Here is a 26,385-nt window from a genome sequence, read left to right as displayed (position 1 = left end):
CCCGTTATGAGAATATTCGGCCTGGCCTTGACCGCTGCTGCGCTTTTTTTGCCACTCATCTGGTTTATTCCAATGGTAGCAGAGCGCGATCCATCGGCCGTCTTCAGCCAGTACGTCGGAAGTTTTGCACTTATCGCCATGGGCATCACCCAATTGTTCGCCACACGATTTGGTTGGCTGGAACTGGTGTTTGGTGGGTTGGATCGTATTTATGTTCAGCACAAATGGCTTGGCATCAGTGCTCTGGTAGCGGTGTTTCTCCACGATACGATTGATCCGGAAATGCGCGGTCTTGGCCGAGAAACCGCATTGGCTGACCTTGCAGAATCGCTTGGTGAATTCAGTTATTATGGATTGTTGATCCTCGTTGCGATCACCTTGATTACCTTTATCCCATACCATTTGTGGCGCTGGACTCATAAGCTGATGGGCGGGTTTTTCGCTCTGTCGGCATTCCACTTTTTCTTTATCATGAAGCCATTTGCCAATACTGACCCGGTTGGCCTTTATGTGCTTGGGTTCTGTGTGCTTGGTATCGCAGCCTATATCTATACGCTGTTGCCGGAACGCTTTCAGCGCAGCAAAAGACCCTATACAATCAGTCTGATAGAAAGCACGGGCGATGCGCTTGCCGTCACCATGACGCCTGACAAGCGAGCTGTATCTTATCGTCCTGGTCAGTTTGCATTTGTCAGTTTTGATATGCCAGGGCTTGAAGAAGCTCATCCTTACACAATCAGCAAAGCGCCCGATGTATCTGGCAGTTTGCGGTTTACCATCAAACCTATGGGCGCTCATACAAGCCGACTTGCCCGTCAATTGAAAGCCGGTGCGGGTGCAAGGGTGCAAGGGGCATATGGCCATTTTGGCAATGCTGGACGCAAGGGCATGCGCATCTGGATTGCCGGAGGGATCGGAATTACGCCATTTGTGGCGCTCAGTCAGGAACTGGCCAACAAACCAGAGGATCTTGATGCACCCGTGCATCTTTTCTACTGCGTCAAAACACGCTCCACAGCGGCTCATCTGGATGCGTTGGAGACGCATTGCAAAACACGTGGTGACTTTACCCTGCACCTTGTCGAAAGTGGGTTTGGCTTCCGGTTGAATGCGCAAGACATGAAGAGCGCGGTTGGCGGCAATTTCAACAAGGCAAGAGTTTCATTTTGCGGGCCGGCATCGATGCGTGACAGCCTCAAACGTGATCTGGTGTCCCACGGTCTTGCCTCCCGGCGGTTTGCCTATGAGGAATTTGAAATCCGCTCCGGCCTGTTTGGCCTGGAAAAACTTGTTATGTGGCTGTCGGCACTGGTGTTTTCGACAGTCTCTCGACGGCTGAACCGGTCAGCCTGACGGGTCGAAAAGGGCTAACTGGTCTGGGTGGTTTCTTTCAATCGTTCACGATAGGCCGCAGGGGTGATGCCTGTTCGTTTTGAGAACTGATTGTAAAAATTGGACTTTGTTGCATATCCAGCGTCCAGCATGATTTCCAGGAGTGACTTGTCCGGCTCCTGCTGCATGAGTGTTTTGCTGTAGTCTATTCTGTGGTCGTTCAACACATCAGAGAAGCTGCATTTCGCAACCATGTTGATGGCTTGTGATACTTTACGGGTTGGAACCGCCATCCTGCGCGCCACGCGTGTGATTGTGAGGTTTTCATCCGACAAAATGGTCGGTTGTTGCAATAAAGATGTCACCCGACCGGCCAATGCCTGCTGGTCCGGGGTTGGGTCTGCTGCTTGCCGTTGTCTGTGTGCGCTCACTTCCGAAGTATAATTATAGACATGCTCGAACAGGGACGGGCGACCAAGAGCACCGATCAGCGCAAAGGACACAAGCGCTGCGATTGATAATATCGAGACCAGCAGAGGCGCTGACTGTTTCAGCAAACCGCCATCGGTAAGATCAACAAAGATGATCAAATCCAGAATGAAGGTCGCTGCCAGAAACAGAATGACGATCTTCAACCACAGGATTGTCTGAGCAGCGTCTTCTCCCAATGCGGCAAATCTATCGTCGCGTTTTCGCAACATGACCGTCAGCGCCAAGGCATAGGCCAGGTATGTCGCCAACAGGACAAAATCCAACAACCATGGTGTGTTACGTGTCAGAACAAGTGCTCCAGCGAAGAGCGGAACGAGATGGATGATGTGTCGGTGTGACAGCTTTTTGCTATCTGTCGCGATTGCAGAAAAATAGAGATAGAGGCATGGGACGGCCAGAAGCGCCAAAGTCGCGCGGATTTGTGTAAGAGCCGGAATATCATAGGCAAGATGCAGCGCCAGAAGCGCCGCTGAAACCGATATCAGGGCAAAAGCCGCTGCCAGAAAGCTGCTGGCCAGAACAAAGCGTTGCTGGCGGATCAACCCGAACAGATAGGCTGACATCACCACACCCAGCGTTGCCGTGCCAATCAGCAGAACAACAGTCACAATAGGCAGCCTCTCTCAAAGTTCAGCATTTGGTTTGGTTTACAGTTTTTCGCGTCCTTAATCGCGTTTCAGGACGAAAAAGGCCACAGCTCACTTTACGGATTTCGGCAGAAACAACCCGGGACCCTGTTATGAAAACGCTTTCTTTGTCGATACTCATCTGCCTTGTTTTGTCGGTCAAGGTGGCGATGACTGCTGAACCGCAATTGTCTGGCACAGTTCTGATTGAAGATGTCACCATTCTGTCGGCTCATCAGGGTCAGCCGCAACATCATATGGATGTGTTGCTTGAGGGTGGAAGGATTGAGCGCATTCTGGAAACAGGAACGAACCCGCCCTCTGAGACTATCATTGATGGCAGCGGGAAATTTTTGACGCCAGGATTAATCGACAGCCATGTGCATCTTGGTCACAATCCGATAGTCAACCGGGACGATGCGCCGGTCTTCGAGGCGCTTAACCATGCCTACAGGCTGCAATTGCCGCGCAGCTTGCTGTATCACGGCTTTACCACTGTTATTGATCTTGATTATGCGCCAGAGAGAAATGGCTGGCTGGCTGAAAGTGAGCTTGTCCCGGATGTTCATCATTGTGGGCGTGGCGTGCGGTTTGCTGGTGGCTATGGTCCTGCATTTGTGCCGCCGCAATTTGTCGAACGTGTTTTTCCCAATCTGGTCTATGAGCCACAGCACAAGGCTTTTTGGCCCGATGGAATGGATCCTGAGCTTTATACAGTCGATGCTGCGGTGGAACGGGTCGTCCGCTCTGGCGCGGTCTGCCTGAAGACCTATGTAGAAACCGGGTTTGGCGGGGTGTTTGAGTGGGCATCGCCAAGCGCGGAAACGCTGTCTGCATTGGCCAAGGCAGCGCAGGAAAACGGCCTTGTATTTGTGGTCCATGCCAACAGCGCGCAGGCATGGCAAATGTCTGTCGACGCCGGGGCAGATGTCATTGCACACGGGATGTGGCATTGGGATGGTGATCGGCGCGGGGCGGAACTGACCGACGCTGCGTTGGTGGCGATCCAGAATGCTGTGGCTGCAGGCGTGGCCGTACAGCCAACAGTGCAGGTTGTTGTTGGTGAAAAGGCAACACTGACCGGGGCTTTGCTGCAAGATCCACGGACACTGCCGCTCTTGCCTCGTGAACTCTCAGATTATTTGCAATCAGCCAAAGGGCGCTGGAGCCAGCGCGTTCTTCTGGAGCTCTATGAACAACACAATCCTTTTGCTGATACCACGCCAGAAACGCTTATCGACGTTTCGATAGAGCGCGCCATGAAAAGTATGGAGCGGTTTCACCGTTCAGGCGGTGTGTTGTTGATGGGCAGTGATACACCGGCCCAGGACGGCATTGGGAACCTTCCTGGCCTGAACGGTTATCTGGAGATGCTTGGATGGGCAAAGGCCGGCATTCCACTGGATCGTATTTTCTGGTCTGTGACGCTGGGCAATGCGAAGGGATTTCAGATCGACAACGAATTGGGAAGTGTCGAGCCGGGCAAACAGGCAGATCTTCTGCTTCTCAATAGAAATCCACTGCAGGATGTTTCTGCCTATAACGACATCGCTATAGTGATTGTTGATGGGAAGCCAATCAAGCGCGGTGATCTTTCAGCTCGCTAAGGTGCAGGTCCATTATAGCCTGGAAATCACGGTCGTGGACCGGCTGCGGTGGGCTATAATTCCCGCGTTTTCTTGAACGAAATCTCGGGGTATTCCTTCACCACACGATCCAGTTCCCACTGGCTTCTGGCGAGATAGACCGGTGCGCCATCGCGGTCTTCGGCGAAGGCGGTCTGGTTGATGTTGCGGAAATCTTCCAAAGTGGATTTATCGTCGCTGGTGACCCACCGCGCGGTGACAAAGGGGGCCGGTTCAAAGCTGATCTCGGCACCATACTCACCGCCGATACGATCAACCATGACGTCCAGCTGCAAAATGCCAACGACGCCGACAATCCATTGGGACCCCAAAAAAGGAATGAACACCTGGGCCAGGCCTTCTTCGGCCAGATCCCGCAGGCCCTGACGCAATTGTTTGATCTTGCTGGTATTGGACAATCTGACACGGCGCAGAATTTCCGGGGCAAAGGCGGGTAGGCCGGTAAAGCGCACGCCGTCCTTTTCGCTGAGCGTATCGCCCACGCGCAACGTGCCATGATTGGGAATGCCGATTACGTCGCCCGGAAACGCATCATCTGCCACCTGACGGTCCTGGGCAAAGAACATCAGCGGCGAGTGAATGTTGATCGCCTTGTTGGAGCGGCCATGTTTCAGTTTCATGCCGCGTTTGAAGTGTCCGGAGACGAGCCGCAGAAAGGCAATTCGGTCACGGTGATTGGGGTCCATATTGGCCTGGACCTTGAAAACAAACCCGGAAACCGCTTTGTCTTCCGGGCCGATTTCACCGCCTTCAATGGTCAGTGGTTGTGGCGGTGGCGCAAATTCGGCAATGACGTCCAGCAATTCTTCCACGCCAAAACCGCGTAGGGCGCTGCCAAATATCACGGGGCTTAAATGCCCTTCCAGAAAGCTTTCATGGTCAAATTCCGTATAGCCGCCAGCGGCCAGTTCCACATTATCACGCGCTTCGGCCAGCACATTCGGGTCCACCAGGGCATCGAGCTTTTCATCCATGATACCGGTGGTCTGAATGCGTTCTGCTGGTTTCCCGGGCCCGGCATTGTGCAGAAACATGCCGGTTTTCAGGTGAATACAGCCCTGAAAGGTTGAGCCGGAGCCAAGGGGCCACATGACGGGCGAGGCGTCGAGGGCAAGTTCTTCCTGCACCTCATCAATCAGTTCAAAAGGATCGCGGGCTTCGCGGTCGATCTTGTTCATGAAGGTCAGAATGGGAATGTCGCGCAGGCGACAGACTTCGAACAATTTGCGGGTTTGCGGCTCGATACCCTTGGCCGTGTCAATCACCATGACAGCGGCGTCCACCGCAGTCAGTGTGCGATAGGTATCTTCCGAGAAATCTTCATGGCCCGGCGTATCGAGCAGATTGAATGTCATCTCGCCGCGTTCAAAGGTCATGACAGTTGAGGAAACTGAAATGCCGCGATCCTGCTCGATTTTCATCCAGTCAGACCGTGTCCGTCGCCGCTCGCCGCGCGCACGTACCTGACCGGCCATACGGATAGCGCCGCCGCACAGCAGCAGTTTTTCCGTCAGCGTCGTTTTACCCGCATCCGGGTGCGAGATGATGGCAAAGGTTCTGCGGCGCAGATATTCAGGGCCGGTTGCGGCGGATGTTTCAGCGAGGCTCATAATCTTCTATTCTTTATTTTTTGACCGTGCAAGTTTGTGCGCTTGCCCAATATGCAAGTTGTGCTTACCTAGGGTCTGGACTCAATTGGGAGGTTGGATTGGTGAATGGGCTTTTGGTCAGGGTTAGGAGCGAAGGCACAGGAAACCGTCTGGTTTTCAAGCCTTTGCGTCGATATCCTGCTCTAAAGCCCATTCATCCCGTAGGGACGCTGTCTGGAAAGCCCAACTGCCGCTTCGCAGATTTTGAAAAGGCAACCAGCCTTATCAGCAATCTGCTCATAACAATTGGGCTTTCCAGACAGCGCCAATTCAATCTCCCGATCGGGTGCAGACCCTAGTCCGCAAGCTCATGGCATGGCAAGTGTTGCGCCTGTATTCCTTATAAAGTGGTTCGTTATTATGTCTGTTTCTGCGATACGCCTTACAAACCGCGCTCTTTTGTATATTGGTGGTTCTGATGCAGAGATTTTTCTGCAAGGCCTCATCACCTTTGATATGGATCGTTTGAAAGACCGCGCAAGCGGGTTTGGCGCCTTGCTGACACCGCAGGGCAAGCTTCTTTTCGACTTTTTCGTGGTTCCCATGAATGATGGCTATCTGCTGGATACGCTGGCGGACGCCGGGGCCGATCTCATGAAACGGCTCTCCATGTATAAATTGCGGGCCAATGTCTCCGTTTCTGATATTTCTGATGATGTCAGCGTCCTAGCGTTGCTGCCTTCCTCTGACGAGGGCGACGAGCCGACATTGCCGGGCACTGTGGTGACGGATCCGCGCCATATCGGGCTTGGCAATCGGGCCTATATATCCGAGGCCGTCATAGGAGCTGCGTTGGCGGATGCTGCTTTGGTGATTGACGAGACGGATTCTTATCTGGCGAAGCGTATTGAACTGGGTGTTCCTGAAGCCCCGCTCGATTATGCTTATGGCGATGTGTTTCCCCATGACATCAATCTGGACCAGATGAATGCAATCGGGTTTGAAAAAGGATGCTTTGTCGGTCAGGAAGTTGTGTCGCGCATGAAGCACAGAGGCACTGCAAGACGGCGGATAGTGCTGGTCTCCTCGACCGACGAACTGCCCGAACCTGGCACTGAGATTACGGTGGAGAAAAAAACCATCGGAACACTTGGCAGCGTCAGCACGCATCTGGGGTTGGCGGCCGTGCGGCTTGACCGGGTCAATGATGCGATGGAAGCGGGGCATTTCATCAAAGCCGGGCCGGCGCAACTGACATTGGCTTTACCGGATTGGGTATCGTTCCGGTGGGTTTAGGCGTGGCACAGAAGGCGGACAGGCCGACACGCGCCTGGCAACGAATGCTCTCCGGACGCCGATTGGACCTGCTTGATCCGTCACCGCTTGATATTGAAATTGAGGACATTGCACACGGGTTGGCACGGGTTGCCCGCTGGAATGGGCAGACCGTCGGTGAACACGCTTTTTCTGTGGCGCAGCATTCCCTGTTGGTGGCGCGAATTGGTGAAAAACTGTTTTCTGAGGCCAAGCCCTATTGGTATCTGGCATTGTTGCTGCATGATGCGCCGGAATATGTGGTGGGGGATATGATCTCGCCATTCAAAGCTGTCATGGGTGGCGATTACAAGAGCGTAGAAAATCGATTGCAGACAGCTATTCATCTGCGTTTTTCGCTGCCGCCAGAGCTTTCCAAGACAGAGTTGCGAGCGATAAAATCCTGTGATCGGATGGCTGCCTACTTTGAAGCAACGTGGCTTGCGGGCTTTGCAAGTGAGGAAGCCGATCGTTTTTTCAGCCGCCCGCGTGGCGTTACCGGTGATGATGTGTCAGATTTGCTGGACCCGTTGCCTGCTCATCAGGCACAAAAAGTCTTTCTGGAAGCGTTTCAGCAACTGACACTTCGTCTGAACACAAAGGCATAAGGAATTTGGATGAGCGCAATTTACGTTTGCTCCCTCGACAGGCTTGAAAAGACTGCCAGTGACAGCCAGGCCAGCCATATGGCAACGCTGATCAATGCAGATACAATTGTCGCGCGCCCACCCACCATCGAGCCTGAGAATCATTTGTTTCTTGGTTTTAATGACATCAATGAGCCGCTAGAAGGCATGCTGTTGCCCGGCGAACAGCATGTGAGAGAATTTGTCCGCTTTGTTGAAAACTGGGATCAGGCAGCACCACTGATTGTGCATTGCTGGGCCGGAGTCAGCCGATCCACAGCCGGGGCAATGATTGCCACCTGTCTTTTGCGGCCAGACCTTGATGAAAAACTGGTTGCGGCAACCATTCGCGCACGTTCACCCGAAGCGACTCCCAATAAGCGGCTTGTGGCTTTGGCTGATTATGTATTGGGGCGGGAAGGGCGCATGCTGGCGGCGGTCGAAGATATTGGCCGGGGTATAGACTGTTTTGAAGGCAGTGTTTTTCATCTGAGCATATCCGGTGTGGACGATGGAACGCTTTGACGGAAAAAATATTGCTATTGGTCTCAGCGCAGCAGTTGTTGGCCTGAAGGATCAGACGCCTTTGATTCTGACAATTTGCGCCGAGGACAAAGGTGATGGGCAGGATATGTTGCCCTTCGGTCCGTTTGATCCCTTGCGGCATCGGACTTTTGAGCTGGGGCTGCGGGCGTTTGTGGAAGCGCAGGCCGGCCTTCAAATTGGCCACGTGGAGCAGCTTTATACATTCGGAGACAGAGGCCGCCATGCCCAGCCCGGTGACAAGGCCTATCATGTGGTCTCAGTTGGCTATCTGGCGCTGAGCCGAGGTGCTGCACCGGAGGATGCGGTCAGCGCCGAGGCGTTGAAACTGTCTGGAGCTTCGTTTCAGCCCTGGTATGTCTATTTTCCCTGGGAAGACTGGCGCGCGGGCCGTCCGGAGATTCTGGATCAGTATTTGCTGCCGGCGCTTTCGGGATGGGCCTCTCATGGTGATGCAACCAAAGCCGAACGATTGAAGCTGGCCTTTGCGCTCGATGGTCTTGTTTGGGATGATGAACGCGTGCTGGACCGCTATGAATTGCTTTATGAGGCCGGGCTGGTCCGGGAGGTTGCGGTTGACGGGCGCGATACGAGGCTTGTCAGCGAGATGTTTGCCCATACAGGCCGTCCGATGAGATATGATCACCGCCGCATTCTGGCAACTGCAATCTCCCGGTTGCGTGCCAAGCTGAAATACCGCCCACTGGTCTTTGAGTTGATGGGCGATGAATTCACCCTGACAGATTTGCAGAAAACTGTTGAAGCACTGGCCGGACGCCATCTTCACAAGCAAAATTTTCGCCGCCTGGTGGAAGCCAATGCTTTGGTAGAACCAACAGGGACAAGCAGTGTGCAAACCGGTGGCCGACCCGCACAATTGTTCCGGTTTCGCCGGGAGGTGCTGCTGGAACGTCCTGCGCCTGGATTGCGTGTCTAAACCACCGCAGGTGGAATCTGTGGCTTTACGGTTTTGAGACTTGCAAAATACAGTCATCTTCATATATATACTCAGATTGAGTATAAGTAGGATCGAAGTTAATTCGCGCAAGGCAGGCAGTCTGCTGCGGTTTTGACGCAAGTGAACAGTGGAGGGCGATATGTCCACAACATCAACAATTGCCATCGATAACAGTGCTGCTGGCCAAACGGCCGCTCTGGCTGGTTCTGCAATTGCGCAAGAAAGTGCCGCATCGCGTTTCGGCACGCTGCCAATGCCAGATTTGACTTACACAGACGAGATCGCGGCTGCGACTGCGCCCATCTATGAAAAGGTCAAAGAGCAGATTCCTGCCATTGAATGGCCGGTTTTTGCGCCATTGATTTACCACATCAATAAAATCAAGAAACAACGCAATGCTGTGATTTTGGCGCATAATTACCAGACGCCGGAAATCTTTCATGGCGTTGCGGATTTTGTTGGTGACAGTTTGCAACTGGCCATTGAGGCCAGCAATCTTGACGAGGACATTATTGTTCAGTGCGGTGTGCATTTCATGGCGGAAACGTCCAAAATGCTGAGCCCGCAAAAAACCGTTTTGATCCCTGACAGCCGGGCCGGGTGTTCCCTGGCTTCCTCAATCAATGGTGCCGATGTGCGCTTGTTGCGCGAGGCCTATCCCGGTGTGCCAGTTGTAGCCTATGTCAACACCACGGCTGATGTTAAAGCCGAAGTTGATATTTGCTGCACGTCATCCAACGCTGTGCAGATTGTTGAAAGTCTGGGTGTGCCAAAAGTCATTTTCCTGCCCGATCAGTATCTGGCGAGTTTCGTGGCCAGCCAGACGGACGTGGAAATCATTTCCTGGAAGGGCGCCTGCGAAGTGCATGAGCGTTTCACAGGCGAGGAATTGCGCCGTTACCGCGAAGATGATCCCTCCATCAAGATTATCGCACATCCCGAATGCCAGCCTGACGTGGTGGCCGAGGCTGACTTTACAGGCTCAACCGCTCATATGATAAACTGGGTGAAAGACCATCGTCCGGACAAGGTTGTGATGGTGACCGAGTGCTCTATGGCCAGTAATGTTGCGGCTGAAGTGCCAGAGGTGAATTTCATCAAACCCTGTAATCTGTGCCCGCATATGAAGCGCATCACGCTTGCCAATATTCTTGATTGCCTGCTGACCATGGAAGAGGAAGTTCTGATTGATCCTTCGGTGGCAGAACGGGCGCGCAATTCCGTTGAGCGCATGATCAACTGGAAGAATTGATTGCATCATGGTTGAGGTTCTGACGCCCCAGTCAAATGAGGGCATAGATGATGTGGTCATCGTTGGTGGTGGGCTTGCAGGCTTGTTCTGCGCCCTGAAACTTGCACCAAGACCCGTTACCGTGCTGACGTCTGCGCCGATTGGCGAAGGGGCATCTTCGGCATGGGCGCAGGGTGGCATTGCCGCGGCCATGTCTCCCGGTGACAGTGCCGAGTCTCATGTGGCCGACACGGTTGCTGCCGGGGCCGGGCTGGTGGATGAGAAAATTGCTCGCGTCATGGCCTCGGAAGCCTCTGACCGCATTCATGATCTGCTGGCCTATGGCGTGCCTTTTGACAAGGATCTGGAAGGCCATTTGAAATTGTCGCGTGAGGCTGCACATTCGGAACGCCGGATTGTGCGTGTGCGTGGTGATATGGCCGGTGCAGCTATTATGAGCGCACTGGTTGCCGAGGTTCGCAAAACACCGTCCATTCGCGTGCTGGAAGGGTTTGTCGGCGAGCAATTGCGTATGAAAGGCAAGCAGATCAGCGGCATCATTGCGCAGGACCTGCGTGGTGGCCTGACCAATCGTATTTTGCTGCCTGCGCGGGCAATAGTCATGTGTTCGGGCGGTGTGGGTGGCCTTTATGCTGTTACCACAAACCCGCAACAGGCCCGTGGTGGTGGTATCGCCATGGCAGCGCAGGCTGGGGCCATCCTGTCTGATCTGGAGTTTGTCCAGTTTCATCCAACGGCCATCAATATCGGACGTGACCCGGCACCGCTGGCCACAGAAGCCTTGCGCGGCGAGGGCGCTCATCTGATTGACAATGATGGCCACCGTTTCATGCTGGATATTCATGAAGATGCCGAATTGGCACCACGCGATATTGTCGCCCGCGCCATTCACACACAGGTGCAAAGCGGTAAAGGCGCCTTTCTGGATTGCCGGAAGAGCGTCGGCGAAAAATTCCCGGAGAACTTCCCAACCGTTTATGCGTCCTGCATGTCTGCTGGCATCGACCCGGTGACAGACCCTATTCCGGTGGTTCCGGCAGAGCATTACCATATGGGCGGCGTTCATGTGGATGTACGGGGCCGGACATCTGTTGATGGGCTTTGGGCCTGCGGCGAGGCTGCTGCCACCGGGGCACACGGTGCCAACAGGCTGGCATCGAATTCATTGCTGGAAGCTGTGGTGTTTGCCACACGTATTGCGCAGGATATTCAGGGTACATTGCCTTCGCCACAGCGCCATCGCTGGCCGGATGAAGGCATGCCGGAAGTCACAGATCGTTCCGAGATGGATGAAGAGCTTGTCGCTTTGATTCGCAAGACCATGTCGGATCATGTGGGCGTTGCCCGTGACGGTGAAGGCCTCAAGAAGGCGCTTCGGGTTTTCGATGATTTGTACAGAAAGCCACTGATGCCACGTATCGCCAATATGGCGTCTGTGGCCCGCTGTATCGCTGCTGCCGCTTACGCGCGGGAAGAGAGCAGGGGCGGACATATGCGCCTTGATTTTCCTGATACGGAAGGCGCCTGGCATCACCGCACATTTCTAACCCTTGAAGATGTTGACCAGATTGTCGCATCGGCGCTGCCACAGGCAGCTTGACGGAGCGTTATGACCGAACCGCATTCCTACAAACCTGAATTGCCAAGCGTCATGGTTGACGATGCGGTGCGTGCCGCGCTGCGGGAAGATCTAGGCCGGGCAGGTGACATCACCACACTTGCCACGATTCCTCCCGGTGCAATGGCTGATGTCGTTATTGCCTCGCGTGAAGACGGAGTGCTTGCTGGCATGCCTTTGGCCCGCGCAGCCTTTCGAGCCATAAATCCGGACATCCAGTTTGAAACGCTGATTGATGATGGCGAGGCGCTAGCACCCGGCGATATTGTCGCCAGGATCAAAGGCCGGGCACGGGATGTGCTGTCAGCTGAGCGCGTTGCCCTGAATTATCTCGGCCATTTAAGCGGCATTGCAACAGCCACCGCCCAGTTTGCCAAAAAAATTGCCCACACGAAGGCCAGGGTGGTCTGCACCCGCAAAACTACACCCGGCCTGCGCGCCTTTGAAAAATACGCCGTACGCTGCGGCGGCGGTGCCAACCATCGCTTTGGCCTCGATGACGCAATCTTGATCAAAGACAACCACATTGGCGTGGTCGGTAGTGTAACCGCCACCATTGAGGCGGCGCGGGCTTACATCGGCCATCTGGTAAAAATTGAAGTTGAAGTCGATACGCTCGAACAATTGGCTGAAGCTCTGTCGGCCAACCCGGATGTGGTTTTGCTGGACAATATGAATGCAGCTACCTTGAAGAAGGCCGTTGCAATGGTAAAAGAGCTAAACCCTGCGACCAGAACAGAGGCGTCCGGTGGGGTAAAGCTTGAGACGATAGCTGAGAAGGCGGAAGCCGGTGTGGACTACATCTCCACAGGCTGGATCACACATTCTGCACCAGTGTTGGATTTGGGGCTTGATGTAGCGATTCGCTAGGCGTGTTGGTTTGGCAGCTCATCGGCGGTGCGTGGGGGAACGGGCCATGTGAGCCGGTTGATAGATTTTTTGTCCAAAAGTTCATTCCATATGGCAATACCGAAATCATCAGATTTCATAGCAAATAAGTACCGGATCAGCGATTTCCATTTACCTAAATGCATAAAATGGCTCGGCTTCATGCGTTGTAAATAGCGCATACGCAAGGTTTTTCTGTCTATCTGCCCTGTATATCCTGCTCGGATTGGTGCTGCTTTTTCAAGGGCGTTGATAAAGTCATTATAGGTTTGCAGTTGCGCCGGATCAGATAGCCTGTTCGTGGCAAATTCGATGATGACCGTGCCTTCGTGAAATTGTTTTGTTGTAAGAGATTTCCAGTCGGTCCGATGCAGTGGTGTCGGGCATTGAATTGGCAAGTCAAAGCATTCAGGTGATTTTACAATTCTTTCGGCAATTGTTGTTTTACCACATCCAGCCGGGCCGCCAATCAACAATAGAGCCTCGACGCCGTTCAGTGACTGCATTATCATAGGCCTCAATTCCCTTTCAGATGATCTTCTTTGCACAATCAAACCTGTGAGTCCCGCCTGATGAAGCTTGCCGAGAATATAAAATTTGCTCAGGTAATGGTGGGAGAGGCTCAAGGTGGCGCTGAACGTTTCTTTGTCAAGCTGGCAATTGCCCTGTCTGCGGCAGGGTTGCGGCAATCCTTGTTTATCGGACATGACAAAGATCGTTTTGAGGAACTGTCCGATGCAGGCCTGCCGGTTCAACAATTCACTTTTGACAGGGGACCTAAGGGTTGGCTGGCTACCAAAGCATTCCAGAGGGCTCTGATGGCGGAAGATGCAAATGTTGTCATGGCATGGATGAACCGTGCCGCACGCCGAATTCCAGCCGGTAATTATAAACGTGTGGCAAGATTTGGCGGCTACTACCCACTCAAATACTATTCCGGTTTTGATCACATCATATGCAATACTCCTGATTTGGAACGGTTTTGCGTAAGTAAAGGATGGGATAACAAGAAGGTCAGAACGATTTCTAATTTTGGTGAATTGCCGAACATGCCACCAGTGAGGCGCGCTGATTTTGATACTGCGGAAAATGCATTTGTGATTTTGGCATGCGGCCGTCTTCATCCATCAAAAGGGTTTGATACTTTAATCCGTGCTATGCAGGATGTGTGGCCGCATGCAGTGTTGTGGCTGGCGGGGGCCGGGGAAGAAGAAGCTGCTTTGCACAGTCTTGCAGACCAATTGAACCTTGCAAGCCGTATCCGCTTCTTGGGATGGCGGCATGATCAGTCTTCATTGCTGGATCAAGCGGATGTTTGTGTGGTGCCTTCACGGCACGAACCTTTGTCAAATGTAGTGATCGAAGCGTGGTCGAAGAAAGTTCCTGTTGTGGCTTCTGCATCGGAAGGACCAAGCTGGCTCATAGGCGATGCAGGTACCTTCGGGACGCTTTTTCCGATTGATGATCATGAGGCGCTAAGTCGGGAGATTACGCGCTTTGTGAAGGATGATGCCCTGCGCAATAGGGTCGCTGATGCTGCGTTTGAGAAATGGAAAACCGGCTTTTCAAAATCCGCCATCGTCGATCAGTATTTACGATTTCTGCAAGAGCTTTGATCTCTCTGGCATAGCAGAGCGACGTTCTGAGCTTTGCACGTGCCAGAATCTTCCTCTTCCTCATTATCATTGCCAAACGTTCTCAATCTAAATTTGTCAAGGAGTCTCACTTTTTCCGGATATTGGAATTTTCCTTGTTGCGCTGCAGCAATCTGCGCGGTAGGGCTAGGTGCCGTTTGGGAATGCCGGGAGTGAATTCCACATATCCAATGTGGGAATCCCTGTGCAGTCGGAGGAGTGCGTTGTGGACAAGTGGGTCTATGAATTTGGTGATGGTCGGGCCGAAGGTTCGGCTGAAATGCGCAATTTGCTGGGTGGCAAAGGTGCAAATCTGGCGGAAATGTCTTCGCTGGGGCTGCCTGTACCACCAGGATTTACTGTGACCACCGAAGTCTGCACCTACTATTATGACAATGATAAATCCTTCCCGGCCCTGCTGACCGAGCAGGTTGAAACGGCACTGGCAACGATTGCCCAATTGAGCGGGCGTCGGTTCGGGGATGATGATAATCCGCTTTTGATGTCTGTGCGTTCAGGTGCCCGCAGTTCCATGCCGGGCATGATGGATACGGTTCTCAATCTGGGTCTGAATGACAAATCGGTTGAGACCATAGCTGATCAATCGGGCGATGCGCGGTTTGCCTATGACAGCTACCGGCGCTTTATCCAGATGTATAGCGATGTGGTGATGGGGCTCGACCATCATGCTTTTGAAGACATTCTGGAATCCTTCAAACACCGTGCCGGTTACGTTCTGGATACCGATCTGACGGCTGATGACTGGAAAAACATTGTTGTCGAGTACAAGAAACTGGTCGAGAACGAGTTGGAAACGCCCTTTCCGCAAGATCCGCAAGATCAGCTCTGGGGCGGAATTGGCGCTGTTTTCCAGTCATGGATGGCGCCGCGAGCGATCACGTATCGGGCGATCAATAATATTCCGGCAAATTGGGGCACTGCCGTTAATGTGCAATCCATGGTGTTCGGCAATATGGGCGAGGATTCTGCAACTGGCGTTGCCTTTACGCGCAATCCCTCCACCGGCGAAAAAGCGCTGTATGGCGAGTTTTTAATCAATGCGCAGGGCGAGGATGTTGTTGCGGGCATTCGCACGCCGCAAAATTTGACGGAAGCTGCGCGCATTGAAGCTGGCAGTGATGAGCCGTCTCTGGAAGCCAAAATGCCGGAAGCTTTCGCGGAGTTTTCCAAGATCTGCGACCAGCTGGAAGCGCATTACAGCGATATGCAGGATCTGGAATTCACCATCCAGGAAGGCAAGCTTTGGATGTTGCAGACGCGCTCCGGTAAGCGCACCACTAAGGCTGCGCTGAAGATTGCGACGGATTTGGCGGCAGAGGGATTGATCAGCAAGGAAGAGGCTGTGTTGCGCATTGACCCAGCCGCGCTTGATCAGTTGCTGCACCCGACCATCGATCCGGCAGCCAAGCGGAATGTCATTGCCAAGGGTTTGCCGGCGTCTCCCGGTGCCGCCAGTGGTGAGATCGTCTTCACATCTGAAGAGGCCCAGGACGCCAAGGCACAAGGCCGGAGTGTTGTTCTGGTCCGGGTGGAGACCAGCCCGGAAGATATTCACGGCATGCATGCCGCTGAAGGCATTTTAACGGCGCGCGGGGGCATGACCAGCCACGCTGCAGTTGTGGCACGGGGCATGGGCAAGCCGTGCGTTTCCGGCGCCAGCGGAATTCGGATTGATTTGCGCAATGAAACGCTCAGCGTGGGCGACAAAACCTATCAGCGCGGCGATATCATAACGGTAGATGGCACCAGCGGTCAGGTGCTCGAAGGCGAGATTGCCATGTTGCAACCGGAATTGTCGGAAGATTTTGCAACCTTGATGCAGTGGGCGGATGCTGCCCGGACCATGGCTGTGCGCACGAATGCGGAAACACCGGCAGATGCGCGTATGGCCTTGAGTTTTGGTGCAGAAGGCATCGGGCTCTGCCGGACAGAGCACATGTTCTTTGATGGCGACCGCATCATGGCGATGCGGGAAATGATCCTAGCTGAGGATGCGGCGGGAAGGCGTGCTGCATTGGATAAGCTGCTGCCTATGCAAACCGCGGACTTTACGGATCTGTTCGACATCATGCGCGGCAAGCCGGTGACCATTCGGCTGCTTGATCCGCCGCTTCATGAGTTTCTGCCCCAATCCGAATCAGATATGGAAGATGTGGCAAAAGCTCTCAACCTTTCGATTGATAAGGTCCGTCAACGCACGCGGACGTTGCATGAGTTTAATCCCATGCTTGGACACCGTGGATGCCGGCTGGCCGTGTCCTATCCGGAAATCGCTGACATGCAGGCACGCGCCATTTTTGAAGCTGCTGTGGAAGCCGCGCAGAAAACCGGCGCGCCGGTAACGCCGGAAATCATGGTGCCGCTTGTGTCGGTCAAACCGGAATTTGATCTCATCAAGGGGCGTATTGATGCGGTTGCCGCGCTGGTAATGAAAGAGCGCGATGTTGAGATCAAATATCAGGTCGGAACTATGGTTGAATTGCCGCGCGCTGCGTTGCAAGCGCATAGAATTGCCGAGACAGCTGAGTTTTTCTCTTTTGGAACCAATGATTTAACACAAACAACCTTCGGTATCAGCCGTGACGATGCCGCGTCATTTTTGGGGCCATATGCGGCGCAGGGCCTGATTGAACAGGACCCGTTTGTGAGCCTTGATCAGGATGGAGTGGGAGAGTTGGTTCGCATGGGCGCGGAGCGCGGACGAGCAACGCGTGCTGACATCAAGCTTGGTATCTGTGGTGAGCATGGCGGTGATCCAGCCTCCATCATTTTTTGCCAGTCCGTCGGTCTCGACTATGTATCGTGCTCGCCCTACCGGGTTCCGATTGCCAGACTGGCTGCTGCTCAGGCTGCTTTGATGCATAGAAAGTAAGCCAAAAAAGCCGTGTTGCCCGTCTGTAACACTATGAAAAAAGGGTTGTCTTAGGGTTGCGACAGGACGGAATTTCTGATTAAACTCAGGCCCATTACGGGTATGGTTGAACATTCATATTTTTCTGGGGCAAATCTTTTCATAGCCACATTTTAAATGTTTATCAGCGCGAGTTTGAGATTGCTCATAACTGGCGTCGAAGCTGACATTTGGACTTGATGTGTGGAGCGGTTCTGAATTCTGGCGGCAAAGGGTTTGTCAGAAAATCTGGGCTGACTGCAAATGTCAAGGAAGGTGGGTCTGACGAATTTGTCTTAGGACGAATTTTCAGAAAAAATATTATGGTTAACCAAATACAAACAAATTACTGCAACATTTTCGCGAAACGTTAACCGAAACTCAAGGTTAATCAGTCCAAATGGTCATTGATCGGTCCTTGTGGCCAAAAAGTTTGCATCAGGTATCGGTCCTGTCTTCTGGCGATGAGCCGGACGACGCGCTTGAACCATCAGATTTCCTAATCGATGGTAAGGACGCTGATAGACAGGATCATGATGCAACTGGACTCGCGTCGCGTTGGAGTACCCTTTGGATGGTTGTGTCACGTAAAGCTGAGCATGTTGCTGACGGGTTACCCGTGCCTGCATTGCGTATGGAAGAAGGCAGTTTATCGCCGTCCGCAAAGAAGCGTGCCAACAGGCAGCGGAGTGCAATGATTTTGGCCCGCGCCCGTGCTGAAGAACGTGCCGTGGCGGCCCGGCGTCAGGCCCGGCTGGCAGGTTTGGCCGTATCCACCGCATTGGGCGCGTTGTTGCTGTGTGCGACACCTTCCTCGTCGAGCCTTCCCGAATTCACCGAGCTGTCAGATGCAGACTCTTATATTCTGCTCACACCCATGAAGCGCACAGCGGTCCATTCGGCGCGTGTGCAATATGTAGACCCGGTTAAATCGTCCGGTGTTCTGACGGCAAGCGTTGCGCCCGGGTCAGAACCAAAAGCTGCTGCAAAGAATGATACGGTCAAGCTGAAGGAAACGGTTAATCGTGTGGTCAAGGAAGACCTGGAGATAACCCGCATCCGCCCGGCAGTGGTTGAGCCAAATAATGATTTGCCGCATTCAGGTAATCTTTTTGAACTGCGTGATCTGTTCTCATCTGTTGATGAAGAGACTTTACCACGCACCGTGCTGGCAGCCCCTGGCTGGCCAAGCAAAGACCAGATTGCTCTGGCGACCAGCCATTTCAATGCACCGGGCATTCTTCGTGAGCGGTCCCGCACTATGGTCGCTGATGCGCGTCAAGTTTCGCCACCCGTTGTTACTCGGGAAGCTGGCGAAGACACCGTACGAGTTGCCCTGGCTTATGCGCCGGTTGACAGTATGGAAGAGTTTAAATCGCCATTCGCTGCTGTTTTGAATGTGCCGCAAGAACATCAGGCGATTGCGAAAGTCGATGAGCCGATTGTGACAGTTGTTACTGCACCGGTTTTGACTGCAACAAGCCCTGTCCAATCTGCCTCTTTGGTCTCTCTTGCCACGCCAAAATCACGGGTGACGGATACCAAACCGAAAATAACGATCGCCGGGCGCATTCCGATGATCAAACCCGATATTTCTGCCATCCCAAAAAGCAGCGGCATTGCGAAAGTTGCTGTTGTGCGGCCGAAGCTTGGCGGTAAAGATCATTGGTGGTCGAAGAATAAAGTTCCGCGTGCTGCGTTCTCGCGCCGGGAACAGCGCTGTCTGGCTGCTGCCGTGTATTTTGAAGCCCGTGGCGAGCCTGTTCCAGGACAGGCAGCTGTTGCGCAAGTGGTGCTGAACCGGGTTAAGGCGCCTTCCTATCCATCTACGGTTTGCGGTGTGGTTTATCAGAACAAGAAATGGCGTAATCGTTGCCAGTTCTCATTCGCCTGTGACGGCATCCGTGACAAGGTGACTGACAAGAAATCCTACGCGCAGGCACAGAAAGTTGCAAAAAACGTAACTTCGGGTAAATCTTGGTCCCGCAAAATCGGTTCCTCAACCCATTATCATGCGACTTATGTCAGCCCGAAATGGGCCAAGAAAATGAAGCGTATTACTAAAATCGGCCGTCATATTTTCTATAAAACCTACAATGGTGGCTGGAGCTAGAAGCATCCCTGCTTCACTTCAACAGGCTGATCCATTCAACAGGTGATGTGTTCTTTTGGCGCGCGCCCGATTTCTGTTCCTTTTTCCCGCGCTTTTTGTGCTCATCTGGTCTACCGGCTGGATTGTGGCCAAATATGCCAGCCCGTTTGTCGAACCCCTTAGTTTTCTGACCTTGCGCTACGCGCTGGCCGGCCTGTTGCTGGCGGCGTTTTGCTTTGCTTTCAAGGCAAGCTGGCCGGGGCGCCAATTGATGCTCCATGCCGTGTTTTCCGGTGTATTTTTGCATGCAATCTATCTAGGCGGAATCTGGTGGGTTCTGGATCGTCAGATGCCATCGACCCTTTCAGGGATGATGGCAGCACTGCAACCGCTGATGACCGCATTTCTGGCCGGGACAATTGTTGGGGAACAGATATCGCGCAGACAATGGCTGGGCTTTGCAATTGGTTTTGGCGGGTTGATGATTGCCCTGACTCCCAGATTGGCTGCTGACCTGGCAGACACAGTGGGCACTGAGGCCAGTTGGACGCTTCTCATCGGAATTAATTTCATATCCATGATCTCGGTTGTCATCGGTACGTTTTACCAAAAGAAGTATCTGCAGACCGGAGATTTGCGAACCATAACAACTCTGCAATATCTGGGTGCGTTTCTGGCCACGTTGCCCGCAGCCCTGTTGCTGGAAAACTTCGAGTTTTCCTGGACGCCGCAACTCTTTGGGGCGCTGGCCTGGTCGGTCTTCGGATTGTCGCTTGGGGCGATTGGCCTTCTCGTCATTCTGATCCGCGAGGGTGAAGTGTCCCGTGCCGCGGTCCTGATCTATCTCATTCCTCTGACAATTGCAGTGCAGGCCTATTTTCTGTTCGGGGAACGTTTAAGTGTGCCGGAACTGACTGGTATGCTTCTGACTGTGTTCGGTGTTTATCTTGTGTCCGTAAAACGCCGGATGAAATCTGTTGAAGGGCTTGGTGGGTAGCAAAAGTGGACGAGAGACAAAAGACGATTCTTATTACAGGATGTTCCTCCGGGATTGGCTATCATTGTGCGCATGCCATGAAGAAGCGCGGCTGGCGCGTCTTTGCAACGGTACGCACTGAAAGCGATTTGCAACGTTTGCAGTCCGAGGGGCTGTCGGTGCTGCTGTTGGACTACACCGACCAGAATAGCATCACCAAATGCGCCAGTGATGTGTTGGCACAAACAGATGACAGGCTGGACGCCCTTTTCAACAATGGTGCGTATGGACAGTCGGGTGCGGTTGAAGACTTGTCGGTTGAGGCGCTGCGCGCCCAGTTTGAAGCAAATGTTTTTGGATGGCATGAATTGACGCGTCTGCTGATCCCGTCAATGCGCCGCAATGGTGCTGGCCGAATTGTACAATGTTCTTCAGTGTTGGGTTTCATTTCGATGAAGTATCGCGGGGCATATTCTGCTTCAAAACACGCTGTCGAAGCTCTGTCTGATACGATGCGCATGGAGCTGATGGGCACAGGAGTTCATGTCAGTCTGATTGAACCTGGTCCCATAGAAAGCCGATTTGTTGAACATTCCATGGAAGCGTTTCATCGGGAGATTAATGTTGAAACATCTCCCCACAAGGAGATTTATGCCAAACGCCTTGCGCGGATGAAGCGCGGCGGTGCGTCAACGTTTAAACTTGGCCCTGATGCGGTGCAAAAACGCCTGGTCCGTGCACTGGAAAGTCCGAGCCCGCGCCCCAGATACTACGTCACAACTCCGACTTATGTGATGGGGGTTTTGAAACGTGTTCTGAGTCACCGCGCTCTCAGCCGTTTTCTGGCCAAGCGTGCGGATCAAGAAACCTGAATGATGGCAAACACCATATCTCTGCTTCCACGATCCGCTAAATCTGCGCTGGCTCTGGCAGGGTTTGTGGCTCTGTGTCTGGTCGTGGGCGGGTTGGGTGCACTTCTGACAGCGCCGGGTCTTGAGCCGTGGTATGCGGGGCTGCAAAAACCCGGTTTCAATCCGCCAAGCTGGATTTTTGGTCCGGTCTGGTCCACGCTTTATGTCCTGATGGCCTATGCCGTATGGCGCATCTGGTCGTCGGACCCGCATCCGTCACTGCTGAAAGCTGGGGGGCCGAAATCGGGCGGACCGAAAGAGGGCGGGCCGAAAGCGGGCAAACCGAAAGCGGACCGGGCAAAAGCATATTGGGCATTTGCGGTTCAGCTTTTGCTAAACCTTTGCTGGTCTGGCGCGTTCTTTTTTCTGCAAAGTCCCGGTTTTGCTCTGATTGTGATCATCTGCCTGCTGGCAGCTATCGTTACGACCATTGTCCTGTTTTTCAGATTGGACAAGCTGTCGGGCGCACTGTTTGTGCCATATGTGTTATGGGTCTGTTTTGCGACAGTTCTCAATTTTTCGATTTTCTTACTGAACTAGGTGAACAATGGAATTCTTGTCCAAAGGGCTCATTGGCGTGGCTCTGGCCGCCGTTGCAATCGTGCTGTTGCTCGGTCTTTATAATATGATGCGTGGCGGCGATTCCAATTTGTCCCAAAAGCTCATGCGTTGGCGTGTTGTCCTTCAATTCGTGGCTGTTGTGATCATGATGACGCTGCTTTACTTCACGTCGCGTTAGGCAGGATTTGTCATGGTTATATTGAACAAAATTTACACAAAAACCGGGGACAAGGGCACAACTGCGCTCGGCAACGGGGAGCGGCGTGCAAAATTTGATCTGCGTGTCACATCCTATGGGACAGTTGATGAGGCAAATGCCGTAATTGGCGTGGCGCGGCTGCATACACAACATGGTTTTCCAGACCTGGATGACATGCTGAACCGCATTCAGAATGATTGCTTTGATCTGGGAGCTGATCTGGCGACCCCGGACAAGGGTGAGGATCTGGGCTATGAGCCGTTGCGGATTATTGAATCTCAGGTTCAGCGTCTGGAGAGCGACATTGATACGCTGAATGCTGAGCTTCAGCCTTTGCGTTCATTTGTTCTGCCAGCCGGATGCCCGGCATCTGCGCATCTTCATGTTGCACGTACTGTTGCCAGACGAGCCGAGCGGTTGACGGTGGAGTTGGACAGTGACGCGGCTGAGCCAGTCAACCCCTATTGCATTCAATATCTCAATCGTCTGTCAGACTTTCTGTTTGTCGCTGCCCGATGGGTGAACGACAAGGGAGAAGCGGATGTGCTTTGGGTTCCAGGCAAAAACCGTTAGAGCCTGTTTCTCTATAGACAAAATATGCTCCAGGGCCTGATTCGCTATGTTTCTTCCACTTCATGACAGCAATCCACTCATTTATGTCAAACGTCCCTATGTAAACTGGGCCCTGATTGCCATTACCATTGCCGTATTTGTGTTTTTTCAAACACCAATTGCGCCGGGTTACTCGGAGATTTTTCCGGCGTCATTCGGCGTTATCCCGTCGGTTCTGTTTGAAACCCGGGCGCTGCCACCCGATCTGAAGTTCATACCTGCGGACTGGACTTTGGTTTCATACGCCTTCTTTCACGGCGGTTGGATGCATTTGCTGGGAAATATGCTGTTTCTGTGGGTGTTCGGAGACAATATTGAAGATGCGCTGGGCCATGTAAAATATCTGTTTTTCTATCTTTTGTGCGCAGCTGGCGGGGGCTACGCACATGCCCTTTTTCAGCCGACTTCCGATGCGCCACTGATCGGCGCTTCAGGTGCTGTTGCGGGGGTCGTTGCTGCCTATCTGATACTCCATCCGCGTGTAAAGATCTGGATTCTGGCCCTTGGGCGCATACCGCTTCGGCTTTCTGCCATGTGGGTTCTGGGGGCATGGGTCTTGATGCAATTCTATAATGTGTTTGCTGCAGCGGACAGTGAAGTTGCCTGGATAGCGCATATCGGTGGACTCATCTGCGGTGCCGCTTTGGTTCTTCTGCTGAAGCGGCGCGGGGTGGCTTTATTCGACCGGGACCTGACCATCCCCTGACGCCTGATCACACGACGAAAATCTGTTGTTTGGTGTCGTTGACAGGGTAAGGGGGCACCGATAGGTTCGCTACAAATTCGGCACATGTTGCGCGCATTCTGGAGACAATCATGAAAATACTGGTGCCCGTAAAACGGGTGGTGGACTATAATGTGAAAATCCGCGTCAGAGCGGACGGGTCGGGTGTTGAACTGGCCAATGTCAAAATGGCCATGAACCCGTTTGACGAGATTTCTGTTGAGGAAGCTCTGCGCCTGCGTGAAGCTGGCACAGCCAGCGAAGTCATTGTTGTTTCAGTTGGGCCGCAACAGGCTCAGGAAACCATTCGCACAGGTCTGGCCATGGGTGCAGACCGGGGTATTCTGGTACAACATGATGAGTTGGTCGAGCCGCTTGCTGTCGCCAAAATTCTGCAGAAAATTGTTGATGAGGAAAAACCTGATCTGGTGATTGCCGGAAAACAGGCGATTGACGATGATTGCAATCAGACCGGCCAGATGCTTGCCGCTTTGCTGGGCTGGTCTCAGGGCACATTCGCCTCTGTGTTGTCAGTGGGCGATGGTGAAATGGATGTCACGCGGGAAGTGGATGGTGGTTTGCAGACTGTAAAGCTTAAATTGCCAGCTGTCGTGACAACAGATCTGCGGCTTAACGAGCCGCGCTATGCCTCGCTTCCCAACATCATGAAGGCAAAGAAGAAACCGATTGAGATGAAAACACCAGCTGACTTTGGTGTTGATATGACACCGCGCCTCACAGTTTTGAAAACCGTTGAGCCTGAAAAGCGCGAAGCTGGTGTCAAAGTGGCAAATGTTGCTGAACTGGTGGACAAGCTGCGCAACGAAGCTGGCGTTCTTTAAGGAAGGTATAAGCGATGACGACTTTATTGATAGCGGATCACGATAATCTTGCTTTGAACGACTCGACCTTACGCGCCATCAGCGCTGCAGCCGATCTTGGTGCAGCGGTCCATGTTCTTGTCGCAGGAAGCGGCAGTGCAGATGTGGCCGCCCACGCCGCAAAGATTGCTGGCGTTGAAAAGGTTCTGCATGCGGAAGCTGCTGCCTATGACCATCTTCTTGCAGAGCCGATGGCTGCGCTGATTGTCTCACTTGCCGGTGATTACACCGCACTGGTGGCACCCAATACGACCAATGGCAAAAACATCATGCCGCGTGTGGCAGCTTTGCTGGATGTCATGCAGGTATCCGATATTACAGCCATTATCAGCGCTGACACGTTTGAGCGCCCGATCTATGCCGGTAACGCCATTCAGACGGTTCAGTCGAATGATGCCACCAAGGTCATCACCATCCGGACAGCAGCCTTTGCCGTAGCTGAAGAAGGTGGGTCCGCTGCTGTGGAAACTGTGTCCGGTGACGAAGGGCCATCACTGTCCTCCTATGTCGGTGAGGATGTTTCCAAATCTGAACGCCCTGAACTGACTTCGGCCAAGATCATCATTTCAGGTGGCCGTGCGCTTGGCTCGTCGGAAAAATTCCAGGAGGTCATTATGCCGGTGGCTGACAAGCTTGGCGCGGCTGTTGGTGCTTCACGCGCAGCTGTTGATGCCGGATATGCGCCAAATGACTGGCAGGTTGGTCAGACCGGAAAGGTGGTTGCACCGGAGCTTTACATTGCGTGCGGCATTTCCGGAGCTATTCAGCATCTGGCGGGCATGAAGGACAGCAAGGTCATAGTTGCCATCAACAAGGATGATGAAGCACCAATTTTTCAGGTTGCTGATTATGGTCTTGTGGCCGATTTGTTCGAGGTTCTCCCTCAGTTGGAGGCCGAACTCGACAAGGCGTCCTGAATTGAAGTCAAAAAATTGAGGTAGAGATTATTGTGCGGGACTTTAGCCTGATGAAAAATTAGGCTACCATCCTTTTAACGCACAATAGAAAAACAGATTGCAAATTCTGTTGCAGTGCAACACAGTCTGACTCCCTCAAGATTTTGACCGGAATGAACAATGACCGAAATTAAATCCGTAGGCGTCATCGGCGCAGGCCAGATGGGCTCAGGAATTGCCCATGTGAGCGCGTTGTCCGGCTATGATGTATATCTATACGATATTTCCGAAGACCGGATAGAAGAGGGCCTTGCCACGATTACCGGGAATCTCGGTCGGCAGATGAGCAAGGGCCAGATCACCGAAGCTGAGCGCGACGCCGCAGTGTCAAAACTGCATGCAGCAAATGGCATTGAAGCGCTGGCAGACGTGGATCTTGCAATCGAGGCGGCAACGGAAGACGAAACCGTCAAGCGCAAGATTTTTGCAGCCTTGTGTCCGGTTCTGAAGCCCGAAGCCATGATTGCTTCCAACACATCTTCCATTTCGATAACCCGGTTGGCAGCGACCACAGACCGCCCGGAACGGTTTATGGGCATCCATTTCATGAACCCTGTTCCTATCATGAAGCTTGTGGAGCTGGTGCGTGGCATTGCCACGGAAGATGAAACGTTTGACGCGGCAAAAGTCTATGTTCAGAAGATGGATAAAACCATCACTGTGGCAGAGGATTTCCCGGCCTTCATCGTCAACCGTATTTTGATGCCAATGATCAATGAGGCGATTTATACGCTTTATGAAGGTGTTGGTTCGGTTGAAGCAATTGATACGGCTTTGAAACTTGGCGCGAATCACCCGATGGGCCCGCTGCAACTGGCAGATTTCATTGGCCTTGATACCTGCCTGTCAATCATGCAGGTGCTCTATGAGGGTCTGGCTGACAGTAAATATCGCCCTTGTCCGCTCTTGGTGAAATATGTCGAGGCCGGTTGGCTGGGCCGGAAAACCAATCGCGGCTTTTATGATTATCGCGGAGACGAGCCGGTTCCCACCCGCTAGGTTTTCAGTCCCGGCTTGACATCAATGCCGAGGCCCGGCTTGTTG

General features: G+C 53.1%; 24 protein-coding genes. 21 read left to right on the top strand and 3 right to left on the bottom strand.

The features are described 5' to 3' along the window. The first annotated feature begins 6 nt into the window (after positions 1 to 6). Positions 7 to 1,353: a ferric reductase-like transmembrane domain-containing protein gene (locus RAL91_RS21470; RefSeq protein ID WP_306258288.1), complete on the top strand. Its 1,347-nt coding sequence runs from the start codon at positions 7 to 9 to the stop codon at positions 1,351 to 1,353. Between the two features lie 14 nt (positions 1,354 to 1,367). Here RAL91_RS21470 and RAL91_RS21465 read toward each other — a convergent pair whose 3' ends face one another. Further along, entirely contained in the window at positions 1,368 to 2,432 is a 1,065-nt protein-coding gene (locus RAL91_RS21465) for a helix-turn-helix domain-containing protein (RefSeq protein WP_306258287.1), read from the bottom strand. Between the two features lie 131 nt (positions 2,433 to 2,563). Between RAL91_RS21465 and RAL91_RS21460 the strand changes: the two genes are divergently transcribed. Further along, positions 2,564 to 4,057 (top strand): amidohydrolase family protein, encoded by a 1,494-nt coding sequence (locus RAL91_RS21460; RefSeq protein ID WP_306258286.1) that lies wholly within the window; start codon positions 2,564 to 2,566, stop codon positions 4,055 to 4,057. A gap of 53 nt (positions 4,058 to 4,110) precedes the next feature. On the opposite strand, the gene RAL91_RS21455 is transcribed toward RAL91_RS21460, so the two are convergent. Then, positions 4,111 to 5,706 carry a peptide chain release factor 3 gene (locus RAL91_RS21455; RefSeq protein WP_306258285.1) on the bottom strand — a complete coding sequence of 532 codons (1,596 nt, stop codon included), beginning with the start codon at positions 5,704 to 5,706 and terminating at the stop codon, positions 4,111 to 4,113. Positions 5,707 to 6,105: 399 nt separating this feature from the next. Between RAL91_RS21455 and RAL91_RS21450 the strand changes: the two genes are divergently transcribed. The 7 genes from RAL91_RS21450 to nadC all read left to right on the top strand — a co-directional run bounded on the left by RAL91_RS21450 (position 6,106) and on the right by nadC (position 12,866). Further along, complete coding sequence (locus RAL91_RS21450) at positions 6,106 to 6,981, top strand: folate-binding protein YgfZ (protein ID WP_306258284.1); 876 nt, start codon at positions 6,106 to 6,108, stop codon at positions 6,979 to 6,981. A gap of 44 nt (positions 6,982 to 7,025) precedes the next feature. Further along, positions 7,026 to 7,607 carry an HD family hydrolase gene (locus RAL91_RS21445; protein ID WP_306263049.1) on the top strand — a complete coding sequence of 194 codons (582 nt, stop codon included), beginning with the start codon at positions 7,026 to 7,028 and terminating at the stop codon, positions 7,605 to 7,607. Between the two features lie 9 nt (positions 7,608 to 7,616). Beyond that, a complete protein-coding gene (locus RAL91_RS21440; RefSeq protein WP_306258283.1) occupies positions 7,617 to 8,150 on the top strand; it encodes a tyrosine phosphatase family protein in 534 nt (177 codons plus the stop codon). Then, positions 8,137 to 9,105: an NAD regulator gene (locus tag RAL91_RS21435; protein WP_306258282.1), complete on the top strand. Its 969-nt coding sequence runs from the start codon at positions 8,137 to 8,139 to the stop codon at positions 9,103 to 9,105. Before RAL91_RS21440 ends, RAL91_RS21435 begins: the two co-directional genes overlap by 14 nt. A 160-nt stretch (positions 9,106 to 9,265) precedes the next feature. Continuing rightward, positions 9,266 to 10,378, top strand: coding sequence for a quinolinate synthase NadA (gene nadA, locus RAL91_RS21430; RefSeq protein WP_306258281.1), 1,113 nt, complete (start codon positions 9,266 to 9,268; stop codon positions 10,376 to 10,378). Between the two features lie 4 nt (positions 10,379 to 10,382). Next, positions 10,383 to 11,978 carry an L-aspartate oxidase gene (locus RAL91_RS21425; RefSeq protein ID WP_371932562.1) on the top strand — a complete coding sequence of 532 codons (1,596 nt, stop codon included), beginning with the start codon at positions 10,383 to 10,385 and terminating at the stop codon, positions 11,976 to 11,978. A gap of 9 nt (positions 11,979 to 11,987) precedes the next feature. Next, complete coding sequence (gene nadC / locus RAL91_RS21420) at positions 11,988 to 12,866, top strand: carboxylating nicotinate-nucleotide diphosphorylase (protein ID WP_306258279.1); 879 nt, start codon at positions 11,988 to 11,990, stop codon at positions 12,864 to 12,866. Here nadC and RAL91_RS21415 read toward each other — a convergent pair. Then, positions 12,863 to 13,591 (bottom strand): hypothetical protein, encoded by a 729-nt coding sequence (locus RAL91_RS21415; RefSeq protein WP_306258278.1) that lies wholly within the window; start codon positions 13,589 to 13,591, stop codon positions 12,863 to 12,865. The genes nadC and RAL91_RS21415 overlap by 4 nt on opposite strands. 111 nt (positions 13,592 to 13,702) lie before the next feature. Here RAL91_RS21415 and RAL91_RS21410 point away from each other — a divergent pair, with 111 nt between their 5' ends. The 12 genes from RAL91_RS21410 (at position 13,703) to RAL91_RS21355 (ending at position 26,340) form a co-directional block, all read left to right on the top strand. After that, positions 13,703 to 14,500: a glycosyltransferase gene (locus RAL91_RS21410; RefSeq protein WP_306258277.1), complete on the top strand. Its 798-nt coding sequence runs from the start codon at positions 13,703 to 13,705 to the stop codon at positions 14,498 to 14,500. Between the two features lie 244 nt (positions 14,501 to 14,744). Beyond that, entirely contained in the window at positions 14,745 to 17,411 is a 2,667-nt protein-coding gene (gene ppdK, locus RAL91_RS21405) for a pyruvate, phosphate dikinase (protein ID WP_306258276.1), read from the top strand. A 592-nt stretch (positions 17,412 to 18,003) separates the two neighbouring features. Continuing rightward, positions 18,004 to 19,542, top strand: a complete 1,539-nt coding sequence (locus RAL91_RS21400; protein WP_306258275.1) for a cell wall hydrolase — start codon at positions 18,004 to 18,006, stop codon at positions 19,540 to 19,542. A gap of 55 nt (positions 19,543 to 19,597) precedes the next feature. Next, positions 19,598 to 20,518 (top strand): DMT family transporter, encoded by a 921-nt coding sequence (locus RAL91_RS21395; protein ID WP_306258274.1) that lies wholly within the window; start codon positions 19,598 to 19,600, stop codon positions 20,516 to 20,518. Between the two features lie 5 nt (positions 20,519 to 20,523). Continuing rightward, positions 20,524 to 21,369 (top strand): SDR family oxidoreductase, encoded by an 846-nt coding sequence (locus RAL91_RS21390; RefSeq protein WP_306258273.1) that lies wholly within the window; start codon positions 20,524 to 20,526, stop codon positions 21,367 to 21,369. Next, the gene (locus RAL91_RS21385; protein ID WP_306258272.1) at positions 21,370 to 21,948 is read left to right on the top strand and encodes a TspO/MBR family protein; all 579 of its coding nucleotides are present in this window, start codon (positions 21,370 to 21,372) and stop codon (positions 21,946 to 21,948) included. A 7-nt stretch (positions 21,949 to 21,955) separates the two neighbouring features. Further along, positions 21,956 to 22,147, top strand: a complete 192-nt coding sequence (locus RAL91_RS21380; protein WP_306258271.1) for a twin transmembrane helix small protein — start codon at positions 21,956 to 21,958, stop codon at positions 22,145 to 22,147. Positions 22,148 to 22,159: 12 nt separating this feature from the next. Next, positions 22,160 to 22,741, top strand: coding sequence for a cob(I)yrinic acid a,c-diamide adenosyltransferase (locus RAL91_RS21375; protein WP_306258270.1), 582 nt, complete (start codon positions 22,160 to 22,162; stop codon positions 22,739 to 22,741). Positions 22,742 to 22,787: 46 nt separating this feature from the next. Beyond that, positions 22,788 to 23,486, top strand: a complete 699-nt coding sequence (locus RAL91_RS21370) for a rhomboid family intramembrane serine protease (protein WP_306258269.1) — start codon at positions 22,788 to 22,790, stop codon at positions 23,484 to 23,486. A gap of 110 nt (positions 23,487 to 23,596) precedes the next feature. After that, on the top strand, positions 23,597 to 24,346 hold the full coding sequence (locus tag RAL91_RS21365) for an electron transfer flavoprotein subunit beta/FixA family protein (RefSeq protein ID WP_306258268.1): 750 nt from the start codon (positions 23,597 to 23,599) through the stop codon (positions 24,344 to 24,346). 14 nt (positions 24,347 to 24,360) lie between these two features. Then, on the top strand, positions 24,361 to 25,302 hold the full coding sequence (locus RAL91_RS21360) for an electron transfer flavoprotein subunit alpha/FixB family protein (protein ID WP_306258267.1): 942 nt from the start codon (positions 24,361 to 24,363) through the stop codon (positions 25,300 to 25,302). Between the two features lie 159 nt (positions 25,303 to 25,461). Continuing rightward, complete coding sequence (locus tag RAL91_RS21355; protein ID WP_306258266.1) at positions 25,462 to 26,340, top strand: 3-hydroxybutyryl-CoA dehydrogenase; 879 nt, start codon at positions 25,462 to 25,464, stop codon at positions 26,338 to 26,340. Positions 26,341 to 26,385 lie beyond the last annotated feature (45 nt).

It is taken from the genome of Pararhizobium sp. IMCC21322, assembly GCF_030758295.1.
Taxonomy (GTDB): Bacteria; Pseudomonadota; Alphaproteobacteria; order Rhizobiales.
Note: the sequence above shows the minus strand (reverse complement) of the source record. Positions and strands in the feature narration are given on the sequence as shown.